20 protein-coding genes are annotated in these 22,886 nt (G+C 66.5%); 7 read left to right on the top strand and 13 right to left on the bottom strand.

Features of this window, described 5'->3' with window-relative positions; translation table 11 throughout:
* Positions 1-26 precede the first annotated feature (26 nt).
* Positions 27-2,318 carry a DNA internalization-related competence protein ComEC/Rec2 gene (locus C4S71_RS11860; RefSeq protein WP_307718943.1) on the bottom strand — a complete coding sequence of 764 codons (2,292 nt, stop codon included), beginning with the start codon at positions 2,316-2,318 and terminating at the stop codon, positions 27-29.
* 129 nt (positions 2,319-2,447) lie between these two features.
* Between C4S71_RS11860 and C4S71_RS11855 the strand changes: the two genes are divergently transcribed.
* Positions 2,448-2,987 (top strand): DUF2062 domain-containing protein, encoded by a 540-nt coding sequence (locus C4S71_RS11855; protein ID WP_010627938.1) that lies wholly within the window; start codon positions 2,448-2,450, stop codon positions 2,985-2,987.
* Positions 2,988-3,037: 50 nt separating this feature from the next.
* Here the strand turns inward: C4S71_RS11855 and C4S71_RS11850 are convergent, their stop codons facing one another.
* Positions 3,038-3,772: an ABC transporter ATP-binding protein gene (locus C4S71_RS11850; RefSeq protein ID WP_103969245.1), complete on the bottom strand. Its 735-nt coding sequence runs from the start codon at positions 3,770-3,772 to the stop codon at positions 3,038-3,040.
* The gene (locus C4S71_RS11845; RefSeq protein WP_086508384.1) at positions 3,765-5,006 is read right to left on the bottom strand and encodes a lipoprotein-releasing ABC transporter permease subunit; all 1,242 of its coding nucleotides are present in this window, start codon (positions 5,004-5,006) and stop codon (positions 3,765-3,767) included. The genes C4S71_RS11850 and C4S71_RS11845 overlap by 8 nt, the downstream gene beginning before the upstream one ends.
* 389 nt (positions 5,007-5,395) lie before the next feature.
* On the opposite strand from C4S71_RS11845, the gene C4S71_RS11840 reads away from it, so the two are divergent.
* Positions 5,396-6,457: an agmatine deiminase family protein gene (locus tag C4S71_RS11840; protein ID WP_103969244.1), complete on the top strand. Its 1,062-nt coding sequence runs from the start codon at positions 5,396-5,398 to the stop codon at positions 6,455-6,457.
* The gene (locus C4S71_RS11835) at positions 6,454-7,356 is read left to right on the top strand and encodes a carbon-nitrogen hydrolase (RefSeq protein ID WP_086508386.1); all 903 of its coding nucleotides are present in this window, start codon (positions 6,454-6,456) and stop codon (positions 7,354-7,356) included. Before C4S71_RS11840 ends, C4S71_RS11835 begins: the two co-directional genes overlap by 4 nt.
* Before the next feature lie 218 nt (positions 7,357-7,574).
* Here the strand turns inward: C4S71_RS11835 and C4S71_RS11830 are convergent, their stop codons facing one another.
* The 4 genes from C4S71_RS11830 to C4S71_RS11815 all read right to left on the bottom strand — a co-directional run bounded on the left by C4S71_RS11830 (position 7,575) and on the right by C4S71_RS11815 (position 13,103).
* Complete coding sequence (locus tag C4S71_RS11830; RefSeq protein WP_103969243.1) at positions 7,575-8,534, bottom strand: Nudix family hydrolase; 960 nt, start codon at positions 8,532-8,534, stop codon at positions 7,575-7,577.
* Positions 8,535-8,613: 79 nt separating this feature from the next.
* Positions 8,614-9,843: a bifunctional glutamate N-acetyltransferase/amino-acid acetyltransferase ArgJ gene (gene argJ / locus C4S71_RS11825; RefSeq protein WP_103969242.1), complete on the bottom strand. Its 1,230-nt coding sequence runs from the start codon at positions 9,841-9,843 to the stop codon at positions 8,614-8,616.
* Positions 9,844-9,907: 64 nt separating this feature from the next.
* Positions 9,908-12,646: a preprotein translocase subunit SecA gene (secA, locus tag C4S71_RS11820; protein ID WP_086508389.1), complete on the bottom strand. Its 2,739-nt coding sequence runs from the start codon at positions 12,644-12,646 to the stop codon at positions 9,908-9,910.
* Between the two features lie 61 nt (positions 12,647-12,707).
* Entirely contained in the window at positions 12,708-13,103 is a 396-nt protein-coding gene (locus C4S71_RS11815) for a hypothetical protein (protein WP_086508390.1), read from the bottom strand.
* A gap of 60 nt (positions 13,104-13,163) precedes the next feature.
* Between C4S71_RS11815 and C4S71_RS11810 the strand changes: the two genes are divergently transcribed.
* Positions 13,164-13,634 (top strand): DUF721 domain-containing protein, encoded by a 471-nt coding sequence (locus C4S71_RS11810; RefSeq protein ID WP_191223859.1) that lies wholly within the window; start codon positions 13,164-13,166, stop codon positions 13,632-13,634.
* A 24-nt stretch (positions 13,635-13,658) separates the two neighbouring features.
* Here C4S71_RS11810 and C4S71_RS11805 read toward each other — a convergent pair whose 3' ends face one another.
* Positions 13,659-13,919 carry a hypothetical protein gene (locus tag C4S71_RS11805; RefSeq protein WP_103969240.1) on the bottom strand — a complete coding sequence of 87 codons (261 nt, stop codon included), beginning with the start codon at positions 13,917-13,919 and terminating at the stop codon, positions 13,659-13,661.
* A gap of 169 nt (positions 13,920-14,088) precedes the next feature.
* Between C4S71_RS11805 and C4S71_RS11800 the strand changes: the two genes are divergently transcribed.
* Together C4S71_RS11800 and C4S71_RS11795 are read left to right on the top strand one after the other, a co-directional pair.
* The gene (locus C4S71_RS11800) at positions 14,089-14,397 is read left to right on the top strand and encodes a winged helix-turn-helix domain-containing protein (RefSeq protein WP_103969239.1); all 309 of its coding nucleotides are present in this window, start codon (positions 14,089-14,091) and stop codon (positions 14,395-14,397) included.
* A 6-nt stretch (positions 14,398-14,403) separates the two neighbouring features.
* A complete protein-coding gene (locus tag C4S71_RS11795; RefSeq protein WP_235014350.1) occupies positions 14,404-15,414 on the top strand; it encodes an alpha/beta hydrolase in 1,011 nt (336 codons plus the stop codon).
* 94 nt (positions 15,415-15,508) lie between these two features.
* Here C4S71_RS11795 and C4S71_RS11790 read toward each other — a convergent pair whose 3' ends face one another.
* From C4S71_RS11790 to C4S71_RS11770, 5 genes are all read right to left on the bottom strand, one after another.
* Complete coding sequence (locus tag C4S71_RS11790; RefSeq protein WP_103969238.1) at positions 15,509-17,320, bottom strand: acyl-CoA dehydrogenase C-terminal domain-containing protein; 1,812 nt, start codon at positions 17,318-17,320, stop codon at positions 15,509-15,511.
* 392 nt (positions 17,321-17,712) lie between these two features.
* Positions 17,713-18,165, bottom strand: coding sequence for a MarR family winged helix-turn-helix transcriptional regulator (locus C4S71_RS11785; RefSeq protein ID WP_103969237.1), 453 nt, complete (start codon positions 18,163-18,165; stop codon positions 17,713-17,715).
* Between the two features lie 82 nt (positions 18,166-18,247).
* Positions 18,248-19,015, bottom strand: coding sequence for an SDR family NAD(P)-dependent oxidoreductase (locus C4S71_RS11780; RefSeq protein ID WP_103969236.1), 768 nt, complete (start codon positions 19,013-19,015; stop codon positions 18,248-18,250).
* Positions 19,016-19,030: 15 nt separating this feature from the next.
* Positions 19,031-20,701 carry an AMP-binding protein gene (locus C4S71_RS11775; protein ID WP_103969235.1) on the bottom strand — a complete coding sequence of 557 codons (1,671 nt, stop codon included), beginning with the start codon at positions 20,699-20,701 and terminating at the stop codon, positions 19,031-19,033.
* Between the two features lie 202 nt (positions 20,702-20,903).
* Positions 20,904-21,509, bottom strand: coding sequence for a TetR/AcrR family transcriptional regulator (locus C4S71_RS11770; protein ID WP_103969234.1), 606 nt, complete (start codon positions 21,507-21,509; stop codon positions 20,904-20,906).
* 182 nt (positions 21,510-21,691) lie between these two features.
* Here C4S71_RS11770 and C4S71_RS11765 point away from each other — a divergent pair, with 182 nt between their 5' ends.
* Positions 21,692-22,879, top strand: a complete 1,188-nt coding sequence (locus tag C4S71_RS11765; protein ID WP_103969233.1) for an acetyl-CoA C-acyltransferase — start codon at positions 21,692-21,694, stop codon at positions 22,877-22,879.
* Positions 22,880-22,886 lie beyond the last annotated feature (7 nt).

Here is a 22,886-nt window from a genome sequence, read left to right as displayed (position 1 = left end):
CCCTCGTCACGCAACCTGCGTCGCGATCATTGGCGCGATTCTACCGCATGGCACCTGCCTTCGACACCGCCACGGCGCCAGGCTGCTGGACGAGCGGCGCTTGGCGACACCGCCTCCCCGTGGCCCAGCCAAAAGGTCACGGCGCCGTCCAGCGCCGTGCTCCACTGACAGCTGCCGGCGCGACGAAAACGGCGCACCACCCCATCATGGGGGTGACCGAAGGCATTGTGCCGACCGGCACTGTAGATGACGTGATCGGGCTCGAGCATCTGCACCAGTTGCGGCCCCGAACTGGTGCGACTGCCGTGATGCCCCGCCACCAGCAGCGTGACGGGGAGCTGCACGTCGAGCAGGAACATACGCTCGATGTCACGCCCCACGTCGCCGGTGATCAACAGGCGGTCACTACCGGCCGTCACCTCGAGCACACAGGAGCGGTCGTTGCTCGACAGCTCGGCCGTCTCCTCGGGTGGCCACAGCACGCGATAGGCGACGCCATCTCGCTGCCAGGTCTGGCCCCGCAGGCAGCTGTCGAAAGGCACGCCGATCGACTCGCCGGAAGGCGCCAGATACCGTCCCACCGTGTGACGCTCGGCCAGTACGGCAACGCCGCCGGCGTGATCGAGATCGTCATGACTGACCATCACCTCGTCGAATCGCTGCCCCGCCGGCCACAGCGAGCTCAGCGGCGCGAAGCCCGAGGCGAAGCGCGGCCCGGCGTCATACAGCAGGCGGTAACTGGCACTGCGCAGCTCGATCAGTTGGCCCTGGCCGACGTCCTGCACCCTCACCCGTAGCGTGCCGGGCTCCGGCCCGGACGCCTCGAGCCCCAGCATGGCCGGCACCAGCAGCAGCGTCGCCCCCAGACGCAGCGTGCCAGCGAGTCCCGGCAGCGCCCACAGCAGTGCCACCGCTCCAAGCATCAGCGCCAGCGGCCAGACCAGCTCCGCCAGTGGCCACCACAGCGGCAGCAGAGCGACCGACAGTTCGAGTACATGCACCAGCACTTGCGTGGTGAGTTCGAAGAGGCGCCAGCACAGCGTGCCGAGCAGCGGCACCGGAGCGAACAGCCAGCCCAGCAACCCCAGCGGTACCAGCACCGTACTGACCAGTGGCACCGCCACCAGATTGACCAGCGGCGCCGCCGGCGCCAGCCGTGCGAAGGCCATCAGCACGGCGGCCGCCATCAGCGGCGCCAAGAGCAGTTGCGTGCGTACCAGCCCCCAGCTCCAGCCGCGAATGCCGCGCAGTCGCGGGCGGCCCTGCCAGATCAGGACCAACAGCGCCACGGCAACGAAGGAGAGCCACAGCCCCGGTCGCCACACCGACAGAGGGTCCAGCATGACGATCACACCCAATGCCAGCCACCAGGCCTGCCAGGGACCCGGTGCATGGCGCCCGCTGACCACCCACAGTCCGAGCAGGGTCATGATCATGGCGCGCATGGCGGGCGGCTGCAGCCCCGCCAGCCAGGCATAGCCGACCGCCGCCGCCCCGGCCAACCACCACGGCCATACCGCCATGCGCCAATGGCGGGGCGTCGCCACTCGCGCCACGCCGCGTCCGACCAGCAGCACGAAGGCTGCCACCAGGCCCACATGCAGACCGGAGATGACCACCAGGTGAGTCGTGCCGCTGGCGTTGAGCAGATCCCAGTCGTCACGCTCGAGCCGCTCCCCGGCTCCCAGCGTCAGCGCGGCCAGCCAGCGGCGCGCCTGAGGCGTCAGATCCTGGGCGTCGAGATGGTCGAGCGCGCGCTCGCGCAGCGAGGCCGGCGCCGATGCCAGACGCCGGGCAGCTGGCTCGCTGCGTACGTAGCCGGTCGCCTGGATGCCCTCACGCCACAGCCAGGCGCCGTAATCGAAGGTGCCGGGGTTGGCGAAACCGGCCGGCGGCCTCAGGCGCACCGTCAGCTCCCAGCGCTCTCCGGCATGTATCTCGGGTGCCCCATAGAAGCTGAGTCGTATCCGCCTCAGCGCATCGCAAGGCAGCCGGGCGGAGTCCAGCGGGCGGCAGGCGTCGACACGCACCATCAAGCGGCTGAGCCGACCTTCGTCCTCCACCGACTCGATGCGCCCTGCCACCAGCAAGTCTTCGCGCAACAACCCATCCGGCAGCACGGCGCCCCTGGCCAGCAGTATCTGACTGGCGGTGACGGCAACGAGCCCGCCCAGCATCACGGCGCGCCAGTGCCCACGGCCCGCCAGCCACAGCAGACACAACGCCCAGGCCTCGAACAGCCCGGGTGGCGCCAGATGTCCCAGACCGACCCCCGCCAGTGCCGCCAGCGCCAGCGGCATCGCCATGCCAATTCGCACGCTCCCTGTCTCCTCTCGATCCCTGACCCGGCTCATCTCGTGGCGTCATCTTATTGTTGCGCCCAGCATGGCGGGTCACGCCCCATCCATGGATAATACCCGGGTCCCGAAGCAGCGAGCCAACCCGACATGCCGCGCCGATTCCTGCAGCGCTACATGCCCAACCCCGATACGCTCAGGCGCCAGCGCTCGCTGCGCTTCATGAGCCGCATGATCGGCGACCCCGGGCTTTGGGTGCTGTCGCGCCGTACCGTGGCCAATGCCTTCTCGGTCGGGCTGTTCAGCGCCATGCTGCCGATTCCCTTCCAGATGGTGGTGGCTGCCTTCGGCGCCTGGGTACTGCGCTGCAACCTGCCTCTTTCGGTCGGCCTGGTATGGATCACCAATCCCCTGACCATGCCGCTGATCTTCTACGGCAACTACCGTATCGGCGCCTGGCTGATGGATACCCCCGTGCGCGAAGCCCCTGCCCGCCTGTCGACCCACTGGATCGCCTCACGCATGGCCGACATCCTGCCGGCCCTGGCGCTCGGCTCGGTGGTATCGGCCATCGTGTTCGCTATCCTGGGCAACCTGCTGGTACGCCTGGTGTGGCGCTGGCACATCTCGCGCAGCTGGAAACAGCGTGCCATGCGTCGTCGCCTGCGGCGCATGGAAATGGAGGACTGAGCCCCCGTTGAACGGGGGCTCGAAAGGTTTGCCGACGCAATCGCTGCCGCTCAGTGCTGCTCGGTCAGACGCCCGCCATCGAGCTTCATGACGCGATCCTGATGCGCGGCAAGCGACGGATCGTGGGTCACCACGACGAAAGCACACTCGGTGGTCCGCGCCAGCTCGTCCATCAGCGCCAGGATGCTGGCCGCTGTGGTCTGATCCAGGTTGCCGGTGGGCTCATCCATCAACACCAGGCTTGGGTCGGTGACCAGCGCCCGGGCGATGGCCACCCGCTGACGTTCGCCGCCGGAGAGCTCGCCCGGCTTGTGATCGGCGCGGTGCTCGATGCCCACCTTGACCAGCAGCTCACGCGCCTGTGCCTCGGCCGCCTTCTTGCGCATACCCCGCACGATCAGCGGCAGCGCGGCGTTTTCCAGGGCGGTGAACTCGGCCAGCAGATGGTGGAACTGGTAGACGAAACCGATGTGGCGATTGCGGAACTTGCCCAGCGCCGCTTCGCCCAGGTCCAGCAGCGACTCACCGGCAATGGCCACCTCGCCGCGGGTGGGACGATCGAGCCCACCCAACAGGTTGAGCAGCGTGGTCTTGCCCGAGCCGGAGCTACCCACCACGGCGACACGCTCCCCGGCGCGCACTTCCAGCGACAGAGAGTCGAGTACGGTGACGTCCTGCGGCCCCTCGTGGTAGATCCGGGTCAGGTCGCGGCAGGCCAGCATCACCTTGCCACTGGCCGTGCGCTGGATCAGTTCGTCCTTGTTCACGGTGGCTGAATCACTCATAGCGCAGTACCTCCGCGGGTTGCACGCGCGACGCGCGCCAGGCCGGATAGAGCGTGGACAGGAAGGTCAGGCCGAAGGCGGCGGCCACGATGTTACGTACGTCGTCCCAGTGCAGGCGCGACGGCAGATCGCTGATGAAGTAGACCCCGGCGTCGAGGAACTGGATGCCGAGCGCCGACTCCACCCAGCCGATCAGGTCGCTGATGGTCAATGCCAGCAGGATCCCGAGCGCCACGCCGATGGCGATGCCGATCACGCCGATGGCCATGCCCTGCACCACGAAGATGCCCATGATCGAGCGTGGCGTGGCGCCGATGGTACGCAGGATGGCGATGTCGGCATGCTTGTCGGTCACCACCATGACCAGCGTCGAGACGATGTTGAAGGCGGCCACGGCGATGATCACCGTCAGCAGCAGCGCGATCATGCGCTTCTCCATCTGGATGGCCTGGAACAGGTTGCCGTGGGAGAAGGTCCAGTCGATGCCGCGGTAGCCAGTGCCCAGCTCGTTGATGATGGCGCGGGTCTCGCTGGCGGCGACGAACAGGTCGTCCAACTCCAGACGCAACCCGCCCACGGCGTCGCCGAGACGCGCCAGGGTCTGCATGTCCTCGATGTTGGCATAGGCCAGATTGGCATCGAGATCGGCACCCACGCTGAAGATACCGCTCACGGTGAAGCGTTTGAGACGGGGGAAGACCCCGGCCGGGGTGATCGAGGCCTCCGGCACCAGCAGGGTGACCCTGTCGCCCACGCCGACACCGAGGTGTCGCGCCAGCAGCGAGCCGAGCACGATGTTCCACTCACCCGGCTGCAGGTCGTCGAGGCTGCCGCGTTGCATGTGGCGGCCGATGATCGAGACGCGATCCTCCCACTCTGGATGGATACCGTTGACCATCGCCCCCTCGTTGCGCCCGCCCACGGAGAACATGCCCTGCTGCTGCACGTAGGGCGCGGCACCGATCACCCGCTCGCGCTGCATCAGCCGTTCGGCCATGGCTTCCCACTCGACCAGGCCGCTGCGCGACTCGATCTTGGTGTGCGGCACCATGCCGAGAATACGGGTGCGCAGCTCGTGATCGAAGCCGTTCATCACCGAGAGCACCAGGATCAATACCGCCACGCCCAGCATCAGGCCCAGCATGGAGGTAAGGGAAATGAAGGAAATGAAGTGGTTGCGGCGCTTGGCGCGCACATATCGCAACCCGATCAGCAGTGGCAGGCGGTCGAGCATCATCGCGTTCCTTGTCAGAGGTGGCCATGGTACGGTTTTTTGCGCCGCGCTGCATCGGCTGCGTAATCGTTTCACGAAGCTTGCATCATCACTCTCGCGGGCCTACATTGCGCCGACTCGCTATCCGGCCCCGTTCCAAGGAAGCACTGAACAAATCGACGAGCGAGATGAAGCACAAGGCGCACGGAGCACAGTACCGAGCGAAGCGACAAACAGCCGTAGGCTGGCCCCGAAGGGGCGAGTAGCCGAAGGCTGCGAGTCAACCGGAGCATATGGGGTATATGTGAGGATCCGCCGGTCCGACGCTTCGGCACCGCGCAACGCAGTGATTCGCTCGCGTAGGCATTTGTGCAGCGCTTCCCTAAGACGCGACTCAAGAGGCTTCGTTCATGGCCAATCGCCTGCTTCCCGAATGGCACCCCCAGGATGCCGTTCAGCTCACCTGGCCCACTCCGACCAGCGACTGGGCGCCCCTGCTCGAGCGCATCGAGGCCACCATGGAAGCCATGGTGGTCGCCATCACGCGCTATCAGCACGTGCTGATCGCGGTGCCCGATGCCGCCACCCGCGTGCATCTTGCCCAGCGCTTCGCCCGTCTAGGCGTCGAGGCCTCGCGCCTGCACCTCGCGGTGGCCGACGCCAACGACACCTGGGCGCGGGACCACGGCCCCATCGCCATCGAGCGCGACGGCAGCCCCGTTCTGCTCGACTACGTCTTCACCGGCTGGGGCGGCAAGTTCGAGGCCGGGCGCGATAACGAGCTGACGCGGAAGCTGGCCGAACTCGGCGCTTACGCCTGTCCGGTGGAGAGTCGTGACGTGGTGCTCGAAGGCGGTGCCATCGAAACCGACGGCGAAGGCACCCTGCTCACCACCGAGGCCTGCCTGCTCAACCCCAACCGCAATCCGCAGCTCGACCGCGAGGCGGTGGAAGCCCTGCTCAAGGCCGACTTCGGCGTCGAACGGGTACTGTGGCTGGCCCATGGCCATCTGGAAGGCGACGACACCGACAGCCACGTGGACACCCTGGCGCGTTTCTGCGACCCGGCCACCATCGCCTACGTACGCTGCGACGACGAGTCCGATCCGCACTACCCGGCCCTGGCCGCCATGGAAACCGAGCTCCAGGCGCTGCGCCGCAGCGATGGCGAACCCTATCGCCTGGTGCCGCTGCCGTGGCCACGCCCCTGCTTCGATCCGGTGGACGGCCACCGGCTGCCGGCCACCTACGCCAACTTCCTGATCGTGAACTCCGCGGTGCTGGTACCTGTCTATGGTGACGCCGCCGACAGCCGGGCACTCGCCGCCCTGGCCGCCGCCTTCCCCGACCGCGACATCGTGCCGATCGACTGCCTGAGCGTGATCCGCCAGCACGGCAGCCTGCACTGCCTGACCATGCAGCTACCCCGGGGCAGCCTGAACGCCGCAACTCAGCAAGGAGAGACATCATGACCCGCACCCTCAAGGTGGGCCTGGTCCAGCAACCCGCCTGGCCCGACAAGACCAAGAGCCTGGCCGAGAGCGAGGCCGGCGTGCGCGAGCTGGCCGCCGCAGGTGCCGAGCTGGTGCTGCTGCAGGAGCTGCATGCCACGCACTACTTCTGCCAGTACGAAGACACCGAACTGTTCGACCTGGCAGAACCGCTGGACGGCCCCACCGGCCAGCGCCTGGCGGCACTCGCCGCGGAGCTCGGCATCGTGCTGGTGGGCTCGCTGTTCGAGCGCCGCGCTCCGGGCCTCTACCACAACACCGCCGTGGTCTACGACGGCGACCGGGGCCGGGTCGGCGTGTACCGCAAGATGCACATCCCCGACGATCCGGGCTTCTACGAGAAGTTCTACTTCGCCCCGGGCGATCAGGACGACAGCCGCAAGCAGGGCTTCCAGCCCATCGACACCTCGGTGGGCCGCCTGGGCTTGCTGGTATGTTGGGACCAATGGTATCCGGAGGCTGCGCGCCTGATGGCACTGGCCGGCGCGGAAGTGCTGCTCTACCCCACCGCCATCGGCTGGAGCCCCTCCGACGACGACGGCGAGAAGGCGCGCCAGAAGGAGGCCTGGACGCTGATCCAGCGCAGCCATGCGGTGGCCAACGGACTGCCGGTGGTGGTCGCCAACCGCGTCGGCCACGAACCGGACCACTCCGGCGTGGGCGAAGGCATCGACTTCTGGGGCGGCAGCTTCGTCGCCGGCCCTCAGGGCGAGCTGCTGGCCCACGCCGGCACCGAGGCCGAGCGTATGCTGGTCACGCTCGACATGAGCCGCGGCGAGGACGTGCGGCGCATCTGGCCCTACCTGCGCGACCGCCGCATCGACGCCTATGGCGATCTGACCCGGCGCTACCGGGATTGACATCCTTGGGCCTGGAGCGCAAGCGGCTCCGGCGACAGGCCTTCGAGGAGGCGCTGTAAACCCATCCCTGGGCGCTATTTTTGCCATCCATGGCAAAAAACCTCCTCTCCGGCCTATCCCCGGAGCCTCGGGAGAGCTCAGGCTGGAATTGGTCGGACTAGTAAAGAAAAACCCACCGCTGCCAAAGCATGCGGTGGGTTTTTCGTTTAGCACCAGGCTCAGGCGTCCGGCGCTTTCCAGAAATCGCGGATCGAGGCGATGCCCTGGGCACCCACGGCGCGGGCGTGGTTGGCATCGAAACGGGTCATCCCGCCCAGCGCGAACACCGGCATGGCGGCACGCTCCACCATCTGCTGGAAGTCGTGCCAGCCCATCGGCGCCACCTCAGGGTGCGACGGCGTGGTACGCAACGGCGAAAGCGTGACGAAGTCGCAGCCGATACGGGCCGCCTGGCCAAGCTGCTTGCGGTCGTGGGTGGAGGCCGCCAGCCACTTGTCCTCGGCGATGGGACGACGCTCGAGACTCATCAGCCGCTCGCTGGTGAGATGCACGCCATCGGCTTCCACCCTGTCCAGCAGAGCCGGATCGGCATTGAGCAGCAAGCGGGCGCCGTGGCGACGACACAGCGCCAGAGCGCGCTCGGCGCGAGCCAGGTAGGCGGCTTCGTCCAGCGTCTTGGCGCGCAGTTGCACCAGCCGTACGCCATCCTCAACCAAGGCACGCTCGAGGCAGGCATCGAAGATCGCCTCGTCGGCCTCCTCGGCGGTGATGAGATACTCGGTGGGCAACATCACCGCCTGCAGAATCGGCAGGTTGGCCGCCGGGAACGGATAGTTGACCAGCTCGTCGAGCGGCACCCAGCGTATCGCCTGGCCCTCGCGACCGAACGGCTCACCGCTGAACTCGTGTACCTGCCAGACATCGAGCAGGATGTGCTTGTCCGCATACTCGTGATGGATGCGAATCAGCGGCTGGGCACGCTTGATCTCCACCCCGAGCTCCTCGTGGAGCTCGCGCTTGAGCCCCTCCAGGCCGGTCTCGTAAGGCGCCAGCTTGCCCCCGGGGAATTCCCACAACCCGCCGTGATCGACGTTGGAGGGGCGACGAGCGATGAGCGCCTTCTCACCATCGCTGCTGATGATGGCGGCAGCCGCCACGTGCACCCTTCTCTTCACCATTACGTTCATTGACTCCTACCCGCTTGTCCCGCACCGAACGCTCGGCGCGGGTATCGTTCTTGCCTCGCCACAGACTGGTCTAGCTGCGATAGTCGGCGTTGATACTGACGTAGTCGTGAGACAGGTCGGTGGTCCACACGGTGGCACCCTCCTCGCCCCGCCCCAACGCAATGCGAATCACGATTTCCTCTTCGCGCATCACCCGGCTGCCGTCCTCCTCGGTGTAGCTGGCGGCACGCCCGCCCTGCTCCACCAGGCGCACGTCGCCAAGGTCGATGGTCACGCGGCCGACGTCGAAATCGTGCAGCGGCGCCCGCCCCACCGCCGCCAGGATGCGCCCCCAGTTGGCGTCCGAAGCGAACAGCGCCGTCTTCACCAGCGGCGAATGCGCCACGGTGAAGGCCACGTCCAGCGCCTCTTCGCGCGTGGCCGCCTCCTGCACCTGCAGGGTGACGAACTTGGTCGCGCCCTCGCCGTCACGCACGATGGCCTGAGCCAGCTCGGTCATGACCCGCTGCAGGCCGTTGCGGAAGATCGCCACCTGTTCGTCGCTGGCCACCGTGGCACCGCGACCGGTGGCGATCAGCATGCAGGCATCGTTGGTGGAGGTATCGCCATCCACGCTGATGCAGTTGAACGAGCGGTCCACCGTCTCGCGCAGCAGCGCATCGAGCAGCGCCTGCTCGATGTTCGCATCGGTCGCCACGAAGGCCAGCATGGTCGCCATGTTGGGCTTGATCATGCCCGAGCCCTTGCTGATGCCGTTGATGGTGACCGTATGCTCGCCCATTTCCAGGGTCACGCTGGCCCCCTTGGGCCGCGTATCGGTGGTCAGGATACCCTCGCCGGCCTGCTGCCACGCGGCGCTGTCCCCGCTCAGGGTCTCCAGCGCCTGAGGCAAGCCGGCCAGCAGACGCTCCATGGGCAGCGGCTCGCCGATCACCCCGGTGGAGAACGGCAGCACGCTGTCGGCCGGCACGCCGGCGAGCCGGGCAAGCTCGGCGCAGGTCGCCCGAGCATCGCGCAAGCCGGTCTCGCCGGTACCGGCATTGGCATTGCCGGTATTGATCACCAACAGACGAGCCCCCTCGCCGCGCCCATGACATTCGGCCAGGTGCTGCTTGGCCACCGTCACCGGGGCGGCACAGAAGGCATTGAGGGTGAAACTGCCCGCCACCCTGGCGCCTGCGGGGATCTCGATCACCACCAGGTCGCGCCGTCCCGGCTTCTTGATGCCTGCCATGGCGCTGCCCAGGCGCAGCCCTTCGATGACCGGCATGGCCGGAAAACGTGTCTCACCCACTGCCATGAAATGGTGACTCCTCAGTTGGTTGGAGCATTTACGGCATACGCTGCGCGCGTGGGCTCTGGAATCAGCTCAGCTGGCCGCAGCACTGCTTGTACTTCTTGCCCGAGCCACAGGGGCAGGGGTCGTTACGCCCCACCTTTGGCCCTTCGCGACGCACCGGGCGCCCATCGCCGGCCGGGGCGGTCGCCGCTCCCGCCTGCTCCTCGCCGTCGAGCTCGGGGGCATCGTGGCGGCTGGCGGCGGCAGCCTTTTCGCGCTCCAGCGCCTCACGCCGCTGACGCTCGAGCTCGTCGACCTCCTCGGGCCGGCGCACCTGCACATGGCTGGTGATACGAGTGATGTCGGCCTTGATGTTGGTCAGCAGGGTCTGGAACAGCTCGAACGACTCGCGCTTGTACTCCTGCTTGGGATTCTTCTGAGCATAGCCGCGCAGATGGATACCGCGACGCAGGTGGTCCATCGACTGCAGATGCTCCTTCCAGCGCGTGTCGAGCACCTGCAGCATGATCTGCTTCTCGAAGCGACGGATAAGCTCCTCGCCGGCGATGTCGACCTTCTCCTGATAGGCCTTGCGGTGCATCTCGTGCAGACGCTCGCGCAACTGCTCCTCGTGGAAGCGCTCGTCGGCCTCGGACCACTCCACCACCGGTGCCTCGAGATTGAACTCGGTCTTGAGATGCTCCTGCAAGCCGGCCAGGTCCCACTGCTCCGGCAGGCTCTGGGGCGGCACGAACTCGCTGACGGCAAGGTCGAGCACTTCGTCGCGAATGCCAAGCACGTTCTGCGAGACGTCTTCGGCGGCCAGGATCTCGTTGCGCTGTTCGTAGATGACGCGGCGCTGATCGTTGGCCACGTCATCGTACTCGAGCAGCTGCTTGCGGATGTCGAAGTTGCGGCTCTCGACCTTCTTCTGCGCCCGCTCCACGGCGTTGGTGACCATCTTGTGCTCGATGGCCTCGCCGCGCTCCAGGCCCAGCGCCTTCATCATGCGCTGTACCCGGTCGGAGCCGAACAGCCGCATCAGGCTGTCTTCCATGGAGAGGAAGAAGCGCGTGGAACCCGGGTCGCCCTGACGCCCGGCACGGCCGCGCAGCTGATTGTCGATACGCCGCGACTCGTGGCGCTCGGAGCCGATCACATGCAGGCCACCGGCCTCCAGCACCGCCTCGTGACGCAACCGCCACTCTTCGCGCAGCTGCGCGATCTGCTCCTCGCTGGGGTTCTCGAGCTTGGCCGCCTCGGCCTCCCAGTTGCCGCCCAGCACGATATCGGTACCGCGACCGGCCATGTTGGTGGCGATGGTGATGGCGCCGGGACGCCCGGCCTGGGCGATGATCTCGGCTTCGCTCTGGTGCTGCTTGGCGTTGAGCACGTTGAAACTGAGCCCGGCCTGCTTCATCAGACCGGCAAGGTATTCGGAGGTCTCGATGGAGGCGGTACCCACCAGCACCGGGCGCCCGGCCTCGGTCTCGGCCTTGACGTCGTTGATGATCGCCTCGTACTTCTCCTCCGCGGTGAGGTAGACGAGATCGTTGAGATCGCGACGCACCAGCGGACGGTTGGTCGGGATCACGATGACGTCCAGGCCGTAGATCTGGCGGAACTCGAAGGCCTCGGTATCGGCGGTGCCGGTCATGCCGGCCAGCTTGTCGTAGAGGCGGAAGTAGTTCTGGAAAGTGGTCGAAGCCAGGGTCTGGCTCTCGCGCTGCACCGGCACCCCTTCCTTGGCCTCCACCGCCTGGTGCAGACCCTCGGACCAACGGCGGCCCGGCATGGTACGACCGGTGTGCTCGTCGACGATCACCACCTGGTTGTTGGCGACGATGTAGTCGACGTCACGGTGGTAGAGATGCCGCGCACGCAGCGCCGAATGCATGTGATGCAGCAGGTTGAGGTTCTGGGCGGCGTAGAGCGAGTCGTCCTCGCCGAGCAGCCCCTCGGCGCGCATCAGCTCCTCCACCTTGTTGTGACCTGCCTCGGTGATCTCGACCTGCTTCTGCTTCTCCTCGAGCACGAAGTCGCCGGTCACGGGGGCGTCGGCATCCTCGGAGATCTCGCCCCGCTCCAGTTGAGCCGCCAGGCGGTCGACCACCTTGTAGAGTTCGGTGTTCTCGTCCACGGCACCGGAGATGATCAGCGGCGTACGCGCCTCGTCGATGAGGATGGAGTCGACCTCGTCGATGATGGCGAAGCTCAGCCCGCGCTGGACCTTGTCTTCCAGCGAGAAGGCCATGTTGTCGCGCAGGTAATCGAAGCCGTACTCGTTGTTGGTGCCGTAGGTGATGTCGCAGGCGTAGGCGGCGCGCTTCTCCTCGGCGGTCTGCCCGGCGAAGATGATGCCCACCGAGAGGCCGAGGAATTCGTACAGCGGACGCATCCACTCGGCGTCGCGCCGCGCCAGGTAGTCGTTGACGGTCACCACGTGCACGCCTTCGCCGGGCAGGGCGTTGAGATAGACCGCCAGCGTGGCCACGAGCGTCTTGCCCTCGCCGGTCTTCATCTCGGCGATGCGGCCCCGGTGCAGGGTCATGCCGCCGACCATCTGCACGTCGAAGTGACGCATGCTCATGACCCGCTTACTGGCCTCGCGCACGGTGGCGAAGGCCTCGGGCAGCAGGGCGTCGAGGCTCTCGCCGTTGGCCAGGCGGGCGCGGAACTCCTCGGTACGTGCCTGGAGCGCGGCATCGTCGAGGGCTTCATACTGCGGCTCCAGGGCGTTGATCTGCTGGACCTGGCGCTGCATGCGCTTGACTTCACGGTCGTTCTTGGAACCGACGACCTTGCGTAAAAGAGTATTGATCATGGAACGTCCAATCTGCGTGTCGCGTTCAGCCGATGACCCGGGCGCCCATCGAGGGCTGCGGTCAGCGGCAGGAGGAGATGGCTTGGTGAAGGCGATACGCAAGAGGTGGGCCACGCCGCGTGAGCACGTCATGGGCGGCCGCCCAGCGGCGCTGCGGCAGCATTCTCGGTGGCACGCAGGACGTCCTGGCCTGCGCCACCGGCCGGCGCCGCGGCCAGTGCGGCAGCGCACGCCGGCGCGCCACGTAGCGGCATCGGGCGCGCATCAGCGTCGGCGCGAGAATGCAGGTCTGTACGACACGCTCGGCCAGACGCAGGGTTTCCGCCTGGGTCAGGCCAGCCGGCAACAGACAGCTGACCAACAGCCCGGCGAGCCACCAGCGCGAACGCTGTCGACAGCGTGTCGTCGCAGCCGATAGGCTGGCGACGCTACGATCCTGTGGCTGGGCGGCGGTCATGCTGTCGCTGATCTCCGAGCGTGCTAGGCTTGCCGTGTTGGGAAGATGAGAAACAAGCACATGAGTATAAAGGTTAAGCGCTCACGAGCACAGCCCATGTCGCGCCTGCTCGGCGGCAACGGCGAGCTGGCACCGCTGATGCGCACGGCACGCCTGATCGGCAAGGCACAGCAGCACCTGCGCGAGCAGCTGCCGGAAGAGGTGCGCGAGCACGTCTTCGTCGGCGGTTATCGCGATGGCAAGCTCACGCTGCTGACCGACCGCGCCGTGTGGCTGACCTGGCTGCGCTACGAACAGGCGCGCCTGCTCGAGCTGCTGCACCGCTTGCCGGAATTCGCCGCCGTCACGGGCTTCAGCCTCAAGGTACGTCCCGTACGGCCGCTCAAGGTGCCACCGCGCCAGATCAGGCAACTGCCCGCCCCGGCGGCCGACGAGATCTCCGCCTGCGCCGCCGATGTCGACGACCCGCGTCTCAAACGGGCTCTTGAGCGCCTCGCCTCACATGCCCAGCGCGGTGACGAATCGTCGTAGCGACAACCCGTCAGACCACGCCCTTCAGGCCAACCGATAGGTGATACCGTCGACCTCGACCTCCTGGATATCGGCATAGGCGACGGTGACGCCGTTAATGTCGCCGGGCGCACCGTCGTGCTCCAGCAGCGTCGTTTCCGGCACCACCTTGACCCCGGTGGCGCCCACATGCTGAATGCGCGCGGAAAAGCGTTTTCCCTCGCGCTCGATCACCACGCGCTCGCCGAACATGCAACGCCCCACCTGGGCCAGCAGCTCCGCCTCGCTTACCTGTTTGACTGTCATGACGATCCTCCCTGTCGATATGCCGCTCCAAGCTGCGGCGAGAGCATTTCGTGCCTTTCAATGTAGGAGATGGCGTCGAGGATGACACCCCGCTGCCCACTGGTGGAATCCCGTGACCCGGCGCTATGCTAGGGAACGGATCACCCTATCGCATTACCCGCAGGTAACCATGACCCTCAGCAAGACCCAGTCCAGCTTCTATCGCCGCCTGTACCTGGCCCACCTGATCGAGTGCGGGATCAGCAGCGTACCGGCCATCGTCAACGCCACCGGCATGCCGCGCCGCACTGCCCAGGACACCCTCAAGGCCTTGGAGGAGCTGGACATACGCTGCGAATTCCGGCCGACGCCGGGAGAACGTCACAATAGCGGGAGCTACGCCATCGTCGACTGGGGCCCTATCGACCCCGCCTGGGTGAGGGAGCACGCCGAGCGGCTGCGTACCGCTCTGAGCTATCCCGCAATGTCACGGGCCTGAGCCGACATGAGCAGGCATACCTGGAACATCGCAGGCGTGCTGGTCCTGGTCGCTCTGCTGACAGGCTGTGCCGGGCCGGTACTGCAAACGCCGGGGCCGGCCGCCAGCGTGCCCCAATTGACCGCCTACCAGGTGATCGCCGACGACGGCTACCGCCTGCCGCTGCGCCATTGGCCGGCCGCAGACGAAACCGAGATAGTTGTGCTGGCGGTGCACGGTTTCAACGACCATGCCGGCAGCTTCGACGTCATGGCCCAGGCCCTGACTCCGCACGGCATCGAGGTCTATGCCCACGATCAGCGCGGCTTCGGCACCACCGACCAGCGCCGTATCTGGGCTGGCCACTCGCGCCTGAGCGACGATGTGATCATGCTGACCAAGCTGCTGCGCGAACGCCATCCCGATACGCCGCTCTATGTGATCGGCAAGAGCATGGGGGCTGCGATCGTACTGCTCGCCATGACCGCCGACACACCGCCCCCGGTGGACGGCAGCGTACTGATCGCACCCGCGGTGTGGGGGACGGAAACCATGCCCTGGTACCAGCGTGCCGGGCTGTGGCTCGGCGTGCGCCTGATGCCCCAGACCACCTTCTCGATCCGCACTACCCGTCGCCTGGGCATCGAGCCCACCGACGACGAGGAAATCAAGCGCCAGCTCGCCGACGACCCCCTGATCCTGCGTAGCGCACGGATCGACACCCTGGCAGCCCTGACCAATACCATGGGGCTGGCCCTGCAAGCGTCGAACAGGCTGCCCTCACCCGCCCTGATCCTCTACGGCGACGAAGACCAGGTCATTCCCACGGCAGCCTACTGCGCCCTGCTCGAACGACTGCCGCAGGATGACGCGATACGCCTGGCGTTCTATCCCGGCGGTTACCACATGCTCACCCGTTACAGCCAGCGAGAGCGCACCGAGCAGGACCTCGTTGCCTGGCTGCATGATCCCACTGCCGAACTGCCCTCGGGGCTCGAGGTGGCACGCGAGATACCGCTGGCCACGCTGTGCAGTTGATAGGTTGACGGGCCGGCAATAAAAAAAGCGGCGGGCAAGGCCCGCCGCGAAACACCGATCAGTCGCACTGACCGAGAGAGATGCCTGGTATCGATCAGATCTCGAAGCCGAGACCGAACTCCTCCGCCGACAGCGCCATCAGCGGCTCGGCACCGGCCTGAATGCACTGAGCGTGGGCGCGGGTGCGCGGCAGCAGGCGCTGGAAGTAGAAGCGCGCGGTCTTGACCTTGGCCTGGTAGAAAGCCGCTTCGTCGCTGCCTCCCGCCATGGCTTGCTGGGCCTGCTTGGCGGCGCGGGCAAAAAGGTAGGCCAGCGTCACGTAGCCGGAGTACATCAGGTAGTCGACGCTGGCCGCCCCCACTTCCTCACGATCGTTCATGGCCTTCATGCCGATGCCCATGGTCAGCTCGCCCCACTCGGCGTTGAGCTTGGCCAGCGGCGCGACGAACTCTGCCATGTCGGCGTTGCCCTCTTCCGCCTTGCAGAACTTGTGAATCTCCTTGGTGAAGACCTTGAGATTCTCGCCCTGGCTCATCAACACCTTGCGACCCAGCAGGTCGAGGGCCTGGATGCCGGTGGTGCCTTCATAGAGGCGCGTGATGCGGGAGTCGCGCACCAGTTGCTCCATGCCCCACTCCTGGATGAAGCCGTGACCGCCGAAGACCTGCACGCCCTCATTGGTGGCCTCGAAGCCCACCTCGGTGAGGAACGCCTTGACGATCGGCGTCAGCAGGCTGAGCAGGGTCTCGGCGCGCTCACGCTCGGCGGCGTCCTGGCCGTGCTCGACGATATCGAGCATCTGCGCGGTGTAGAGCACCAGCATCCGGCCGCCCTCGGCGAAAGCCTTCTGGGTCAGCAGCATGCGCCGCACGTCCGGGTGCACGATGATCGGATCGGCGGGCTTCTCGGGTGCCTGCGGACCGGAGAGCGCACGCATCTGCAGGCGGTCGCGGGCATAGGCCAGCGCGTTCTGGAAGCTCGCTTCGGTCAGGCCCAGGCCCTGGATGCCCACACCCAGGCGCGCGGCGTTCATCATGGTGAACATGCAGGCCAGCCCTTTGTTGGGCGGACCGACGAGGAAGCCGCGGGCGGCGTCGAAGTTCATCACGCAGGTGGCGTTGCCGTGGATGCCCATCTTGTGCTCCAGCGAGCCGCAGGCCACGCCGTTGCGCTCGCCGGGGTTGCCCTCGGCATCCGGCAGGAACTTGGGCACCACGAACAGTGAGATGCCCTTGGAGCCTTCCGGGGCATCGGGCAGCTTGGCCAGCACCAGATGCACGATGTTCTCGGCCAGATCATGCTCGCCGGCGGAGATGAAGATCTTGGTGCCGGTGATCTCGTAGGCGCCGTCGGCAGTGGGAACGGCGCGGGTCTTGATCAGGCCCAGATCGGTACCGCAGTGCGGCTCGGTAAGGCACATGGTGCCGGTCCACACACCCTCGACCAGCTTGGTGAGGTAGGTGGCCTGCTGCTCCTCGGTGCCATGATGACGCAGCGCGTCGGCAGCACCGTGCGACAGGCCGGGGTACATGCCCCACGCCAGGTTGGTGGCGCAGATCATCTCGGAAAGCACCATGGCCAGCGAGTGCGGCAGCCCCTGGCCGCCATGGGCGGGGTCTGCCGCCAGGCTCGGCCAGCCGCCTTCGACGTACTGCCGGTAGGCCTCCTTGAAGCCCTTCGGCGCCTTGACCTCGCCGCCCTCGAGCAAGCAGCCCTCCTGGTCGCCGCTCTGGTTGAGCGGCAGCAGCACCTCGCGGGTGAAGCGGGCGCCCTCTTCGAGAATGGCGGCCACCACGTCAGGCGTCGCGTCTTCACCACCCGGCAAGCGGGCATAGTGAGCGGGATAGTCCAGCATTTCGTCCATCACGAAACGAAGGTCGCGCAGGGGGGCCTGATAATCGGGCATTTCTACTCTCCAGAAAGGTCGCCGAAACGGGTCGCCTGAAGCCGGGCGAGGGAAAGCAGCGGCGGCCGCTTTCAAACATGTGTTTGAAACTAGCTCGCATGAAGCATCGAGTCAAGCGCTCGTTTTAATCTTTCTTCTGCCATGTCGTTCCGGCACTCGCGACCCTATCAGGCAGCTCGAGGGTGTATGGGTTCGAGAGGCGCCGGTGAGGTTGCGCCAGGCGTTCGGCAGAGCAGCAAAGTCGAGCCCTACGGCGCTTTTCCTTGCACGCCATTATCATTTACACCATATAGCAATGCACAAATTTATTGTGCACAAGTGATATACGCGAAAGCCTCCCACAGTGCGGCATCCCTCTAGCCCGGCATGCAGGGCTCGCTCCCGGCTCTCTTTCAGGGCATGGCGTCGTAAAGTCTGTCTCGCAGCGCCTCGAGTCGCACCTTCAGCTCTTCAAGTTCTTCCTGCGGCTGGCCGCTGGCCATGACCACGCAACCGGGAATTTCCTGTGCCTGCACCTGCAATGCCCTGCCCCGCTCGGTGAGAAACAGTTCGACGACCCGTTCGTCGCGCCGGTTGCGCACCCGCCGCAGCAGCCCCTCGGCTTCCAGCCGCTTGAACACAGGGGTGAGCGAGCCGGTGTCGGTCATCAGGCGCCGGCTGATGGCCCCGGCGCTCTGGCCATCCTGCTGCCACAGGGTGAGGAGAACGAGATATTGCGGATAGGTGAGGCCAAGCCCCTTGAGCAGGGGCTTGTAGAACTTGGTCATCAACAGTGAAGTGGAGTACAGCGTGAAACAGAGCTGACTCTCGAGTTCGAGGTCAGTGCCGATCTCCTGGCTGGGCATGGCAGGCGTTCCTGTTACGGCTTGTCGTGCATCCTACGCTAACGCGCCGACAAGTAGCCTGCCAAGGCAGCGCTACCAACGCTCACTGCATGCGGATGCCGCCGTCGAGGCGGATCACTTCGCCGTTGAGCATGGGATTGGCGATGATCTGCTCGGCCAGGCGGGCAAACTCGTCGGGATGACCCAACCGTTTGGGAAACGGCACCGAGGCGGCCAGTGCCTTGGCGGCCTCGTCGGGGATCTCGCTCATCATCGGCGTCTGGAACACCCCGGGAGCAATCGCCATCACGCGGATGCCGTGGCGCGACAGCTCGCGTGCCGCCGGCAGGCTCATGCCCACCACCCCGGCCTTGGAGGCGCTGTAGGCGCACTGTCCCACCTGGCCGTCGAAGGCGGCGATGGAGGCCGTGTTGACGATCACCCCGCGCTCGCCGTCCTCGCTCGGTGCGTTTTTCGCCATGGCCGCAGCCGCCAGACGCATGACGTTGAAGGTGCCGACCAGATTGATCTGTACCGTGCGCGCATAGGCGTCCAGGTCGGCAGGGTTGCCTTCGCGGTCGACCAGCTTGGCCACGCTGACCACGCCGGCACAGTGCACCACCCCGGCCAGGCCCGTCTCGCCCCCCAGAGCGACGGCGGCGTCCACCGCCGCCTGAATGTCGGCCGCCGAGGTGACGTCGCCGCGTAGCGCGCGGGCGGCCTCACCGAGCTTTTCGGCATGGGCCTCGACGGCCTCGCTCAGGTCGCACAGCACCACCCGCCCGCCGCCGGCCACCAGGCGCTCGGCGGTGGCCGCCCCCAGTCCGGAGGCGGCGCCGGTGATCAGAAAGGTACGGTCCTTCACTTGCATGGGTTGTCTCCCGGTTCATTTGGCTGCCGCCGCCTCCGCCTTCTCGGCGGCATCGGCGCGCAGCTTGAAGCGCTGTATCTTGCCGCTGGGTGTCTTGGGCAGGGTATCGACGAACTCGATCACCCGCGGGAAGGCATGGGTGGAGAGCCGTTCGCGCACGCGCTGGCGGATCTCCTCGGCCAGTTCGTCGCTCGCCTCGAAGCCCTCGCGTAGCACCACGTAGGACTTGATGATTTCGCCACGAATCTCGTCGGGCTGGCCCACCGCGGCGGACTCGGCCACCGCCGGATGCGTGAGCACGGTGTTCTCCACGTCGGTGGGGCCCACGCGGTAGCCGGCGGTGGTGATGATGTCGTCGTCGCGGCCGGCGAACTGGAAGGTGCCGTCCTCGTTGCGGATCACCACGTCGCCGGTGAGGTAGTAGCCCTTGGCGAAGGGGTGCTTCTCCTGCCAGGTATAGCCTTGGAAGAAGTGCGCCGGTGAACGCTCGATGTCCACTGCCAGCACACCCGGCTCGCCCGGCGGCAGCTCGTTGTACTCGGCGTCGAGAATGGCCAGGCGATAGCCGGGCATGGGCACGCCCATGGCCCCGACGTGCTTGGGATGCCCGAGCGCATGATGATTGCAGCAGGTCATGCCGGTTTCGGTCTGGCCGTAGTGATCCATCACCGGGCAGCCCAGCGAGCGCTCGACCCAGGTCACCACCTCGGTGTTGAGCGGCTCGCCGGCGGAGCTGGCCACGCGCAGCTCGAGGCTCTCGTGGGCGCTGTCGAACAGACCCGAGGCCTTCATCAGGCGATAGGCGGTGGGGGCCGCGGCGAAGTTGGTGATGCGGTGACGCTGCATGAAGGCCAGCGCCCCTTCGGCGCTGAAGCCCGCCTCGCAGAAGTGCGTGGTCACCCCCAGCAGCAGCGGCCCGGCAATGGCGTAGTAGAGTCCGTAGGCCCAGCCCGGGTCGGCCATGTTCCAGAAGCGGTCGCTCTCGCGCAGGTCGATGGCCAGCTCCATGTAGAGGGCGAAGGCCGGCATGCCGTAGAGCGGCACGGCCACCCCCTTGGGCTTGCCCACGGTGCCCGAGGTAAACATCTGCAGGAACGGCGCCTCCGGCGAGAGCCGCGGCGGGTTGGCCTGGATCGGCGAATGGGACAGCGCCTCGTCCCAGTCGAGATCGTCGCCGTGCCCTTCGCTCGGCCCGCCCACGGCCAGCACCGGTGGACACTGGGAGAGACCGTCGAACTTGAAGCGGTTGGCGTGATCGGTGATCACCAGCCTGGTATCGGCCCGGCCCAGGCGGTAGTCGACGGCATCGGGGCCGAAGGCGGTGAACAGCGGTTGATAGACTGCCCCGATGCGCCAGGTGGCCAGCACCGCCACCAGCAGCTCGGGGGAGCGCGGCAGCATGCAGGCGATGCGGTCGCCAACCCCCAGACCGCGCTCGGCGAACCAGCCGGCGAGCCGGGCACTCTCGGCTTCCAGCTCGGCATAGGTACGCCGATTGACGTTGCCCTGAGTATCCTCATGCACCAGCGCCACTACCTCGCCACGGCCGGCGCGCAGGTGGCGGCCACAGCAGGATTCGAAAGCGTTGAACTTGCCATCGGCGTGATCGTCGAGACGCGCGATGACCTCGTCGATGGAGAAGCGCTCCATAAAGGCGGAATACTCAGGAAGCGATTGCGTGCTCATTGACTGCCCTCTTGTGCCGAGTTGTGCTTGTTGTTGATGCGCCGCCTCGACGCTTCGTCAGTGTCGAGGCCGGTTCGCCGTTCCATTCCGTTTGGATCTCTTCTGCTTAGATGCAGTTGACGTAAGCGTCAACCTAGCAAGCGCTAGGTACAAGCTAGAAGCAAACTCGGGGCGGGGCAACCCCTCTAGCGAGGGGTAAGGGCTAGACCTTGGTCGACTGCCCAGGCGGGGTGTGGGCTGACGTGGTGATCATCGCGACCAGCTCATGGGCCAGGTCTTCGGGTTTGCGTGCGCCTTCGGGGTCGTACCAGCGCACCGTCCAGTTGAGCGCCCCCATGACGAAGCGCGAGACGAGGAAACGGTCGCCGTGTATCAGACCGGCCGCCAGGGCCTCGTCGATGACCTGCTCCCACAGCTCTTCGTAGGCATCGCGCAGGTGGCTGAGATGATCCCGCGATGCAGCATCCAGCCGCCGCCACTCGTAGAGCGCGACGACGTGCGCATTGCGGTCGGTCAACAGCGTCTGCAGATGCGCTCTGGCCATGGCATGCAGCCTTTCGTCGGCCGAGTCGCCGCACTCTTCGAGCGCCTGACGCGCCAGTGCCAGAGCGTTCTGGGTGCCCTCCTCGATCACCGCCGCGAGGATCTCCTGCTTGTCGCGGAAGTGATGGAACAGGCTGCCGGACTTGATGCCCATCTCCTGGGCCAGCATGCGCACGGTGGTGCGGTCGAACCCCTCCTGAACGAACAATTGCGCGGCCAGACGGGTCAATTCCTTGCGGCGTGGGGACTCGTTAACGACATTCATCGGGTTTACACTAGCGCTTGCTTGGTTGATCTTGAGAAGAACACAGCGGCGCAAAGAGGTCAACGCGACTAGCGTCGAGACGGCGCTGCGAAAACGTGAGAATACATGCCAGAGACGGCCTTGGCGCTAGACCGGCTCGCGACAACGACAAACCATCCCAGCAATACCAGGAGACCGCCACCATGAGCAGCCCCAACGATATCGTCTTTCTTTCCGCCACCCGCACGCCCATGGGCGGCATGCTCGGCAGCCTGGCCAGTCTCACGGCACCCGAGCTCGCCGCCACGGCGATTCGTGCCGCCATCGAGCGAGCCGGTATCGAGGCCGACAGCATCGATGAAGGCATCATGGGCTGCGTGCTGCCGGCTGGGGTCAAGCAGGGGCCGGCTCGCCAGGCCATGCGTCAGGCCGGCATTCCCGACGGCATCGGCGCCACCACCATCAACAAGCTGTGCGGCTCGGGCATGAAGGCCGCCATGCTGGCCCACGACCTGATCCGCGCCGGCAGCGGCGAGGTGATCCTGGCCGGCGGCATGGAGTCGATGTCCAACGCGCCGCACGTGCTGACCAAGGCGCGCACCGGCTACCGTCTGGGCCATGGTGAGCTGAAGGATCACATGTTCCTCGACGGCCTGGAAGACGCCGAAACCGGCAAGCTGATGGGCGTGTTCGCTCAGGAGATCGCCAGCCAGCGCGACTACTCCCGCGAGCGTCTAGACGACTTCGCCATCGCCTCGCTGGAGCGGGCCATGGCGGCCACCAATGCCGGTCATCTCATGGCCGAGATGGCCCCGGTCACCGTCACCGGCCGTCAGGGCGAAAGCGTGGTCGAGCACGACGAGCAGCCGTTCCAGGCCAAGCTCGACAAGATCCGCCAGCTGCGCCCCGCCTTTGCCAAGGACGGGACCATCACCGCGGCCAACTCCAGCTCCATCTCCGACGGTGCCTCGGCGCTGATCCTGGCCAGTCAGGCCGCGGCCGACCGGCTCGGCAGCAAGCCGCTGGCCCGTATGCTGGGTCACAGCACCCACTCCCAGCACCCCAGCGAGTTCACAATCGCCCCGGTGGGCGCCATCGACAAGCTGATGAAGAAGCTGGGCTGGGGCGTGGCCGACGTCGACCTGTTCGAGATCAACGAGGCCTTCGCCGTGGTCACGCTGCTGGCCATGGACGGGCTCGACATTCCGCACGACAAGGTCAACGTCTTCGGCGGTGCCTGCGCCCAGGGCCACCCCATCGGCTCCACCGGGTCGCGCATCATCGCAACCCTGATCCACGCCCTGCGCACCAAGGGCGGCAAGCGCGGTATCGCCAGCCTGTGCATCGGCGGCGGCGAAGCCACCGCGGTGGCCGTCGAACTCGTGGATTAGAAACTGA

It is taken from the genome of Billgrantia desiderata (assembly GCF_900108215.1).
Taxonomy (GTDB): Bacteria; Pseudomonadota; Gammaproteobacteria; order Pseudomonadales; family Halomonadaceae; genus Halomonas; species Halomonas desiderata.
The sequence above is the reverse complement of the archived record's forward strand: the minus strand, read 5'-3'. Positions and strand labels throughout refer to the sequence as shown.

What these genes read in the sequence shown, in the direction of transcription:
- C4S71_RS11855 (WP_010627938.1), top strand. Translation starts at nt 2,448, where the DNA reads ATGCCGCGCCGATTCCTGCAGCGCTACATGCCCAACCCCGATACGCTC.
- C4S71_RS11850 (WP_103969245.1), bottom strand. Translation starts at nt 3,772, where the DNA reads ATGAGTGATTCAGCCACCGTGAACAAGGACGAACTGATCCAGCGCACG.
- C4S71_RS11845 (WP_086508384.1), bottom strand. Translation starts at nt 5,006, where the DNA reads ATGCTCGACCGCCTGCCACTGCTGATCGGGTTGCGATATGTGCGCGCC.
- C4S71_RS11840 (WP_103969244.1), top strand. Translation starts at nt 5,396, where the DNA reads ATGGCCAATCGCCTGCTTCCCGAATGGCACCCCCAGGATGCCGTTCAG.
- C4S71_RS11835 (WP_086508386.1), top strand. Translation starts at nt 6,454, where the DNA reads ATGACCCGCACCCTCAAGGTGGGCCTGGTCCAGCAACCCGCCTGGCCC.
- C4S71_RS11830 (WP_103969243.1), bottom strand. Translation starts at nt 8,534, where the DNA reads ATGGTGAAGAGAAGGGTGCACGTGGCGGCTGCCGCCATCATCAGCAGC.
- argJ (WP_103969242.1), bottom strand. Translation starts at nt 9,843, where the DNA reads ATGGCAGTGGGTGAGACACGTTTTCCGGCCATGCCGGTCATCGAAGGG.
- secA (WP_086508389.1), bottom strand. Translation starts at nt 12,646, where the DNA reads ATGATCAATACTCTTTTACGCAAGGTCGTCGGTTCCAAGAACGACCGT.
- C4S71_RS11815 (WP_086508390.1), bottom strand. Translation starts at nt 13,103, where the DNA reads ATGACCGCCGCCCAGCCACAGGATCGTAGCGTCGCCAGCCTATCGGCT.
- C4S71_RS11810 (WP_191223859.1), top strand. Translation starts at nt 13,164, where the DNA reads ATGAGTATAAAGGTTAAGCGCTCACGAGCACAGCCCATGTCGCGCCTG.
- C4S71_RS11805 (WP_103969240.1), bottom strand. Translation starts at nt 13,919, where the DNA reads ATGACAGTCAAACAGGTAAGCGAGGCGGAGCTGCTGGCCCAGGTGGGG.
- C4S71_RS11800 (WP_103969239.1), top strand. Translation starts at nt 14,089, where the DNA reads ATGACCCTCAGCAAGACCCAGTCCAGCTTCTATCGCCGCCTGTACCTG.
- C4S71_RS11795 (WP_235014350.1), top strand. Translation starts at nt 14,404, where the DNA reads ATGAGCAGGCATACCTGGAACATCGCAGGCGTGCTGGTCCTGGTCGCT.
- C4S71_RS11790 (WP_103969238.1), bottom strand. Translation starts at nt 17,320, where the DNA reads ATGCCCGATTATCAGGCCCCCCTGCGCGACCTTCGTTTCGTGATGGAC.
- C4S71_RS11785 (WP_103969237.1), bottom strand. Translation starts at nt 18,165, where the DNA reads ATGCCCAGCCAGGAGATCGGCACTGACCTCGAACTCGAGAGTCAGCTC.
- C4S71_RS11780 (WP_103969236.1), bottom strand. Translation starts at nt 19,015, where the DNA reads ATGCAAGTGAAGGACCGTACCTTTCTGATCACCGGCGCCGCCTCCGGA.
- C4S71_RS11775 (WP_103969235.1), bottom strand. Translation starts at nt 20,701, where the DNA reads ATGAGCACGCAATCGCTTCCTGAGTATTCCGCCTTTATGGAGCGCTTC.
- C4S71_RS11770 (WP_103969234.1), bottom strand. Translation starts at nt 21,509, where the DNA reads ATGAATGTCGTTAACGAGTCCCCACGCCGCAAGGAATTGACCCGTCTG.
- C4S71_RS11765 (WP_103969233.1), top strand. Translation starts at nt 21,692, where the DNA reads ATGAGCAGCCCCAACGATATCGTCTTTCTTTCCGCCACCCGCACGCCC.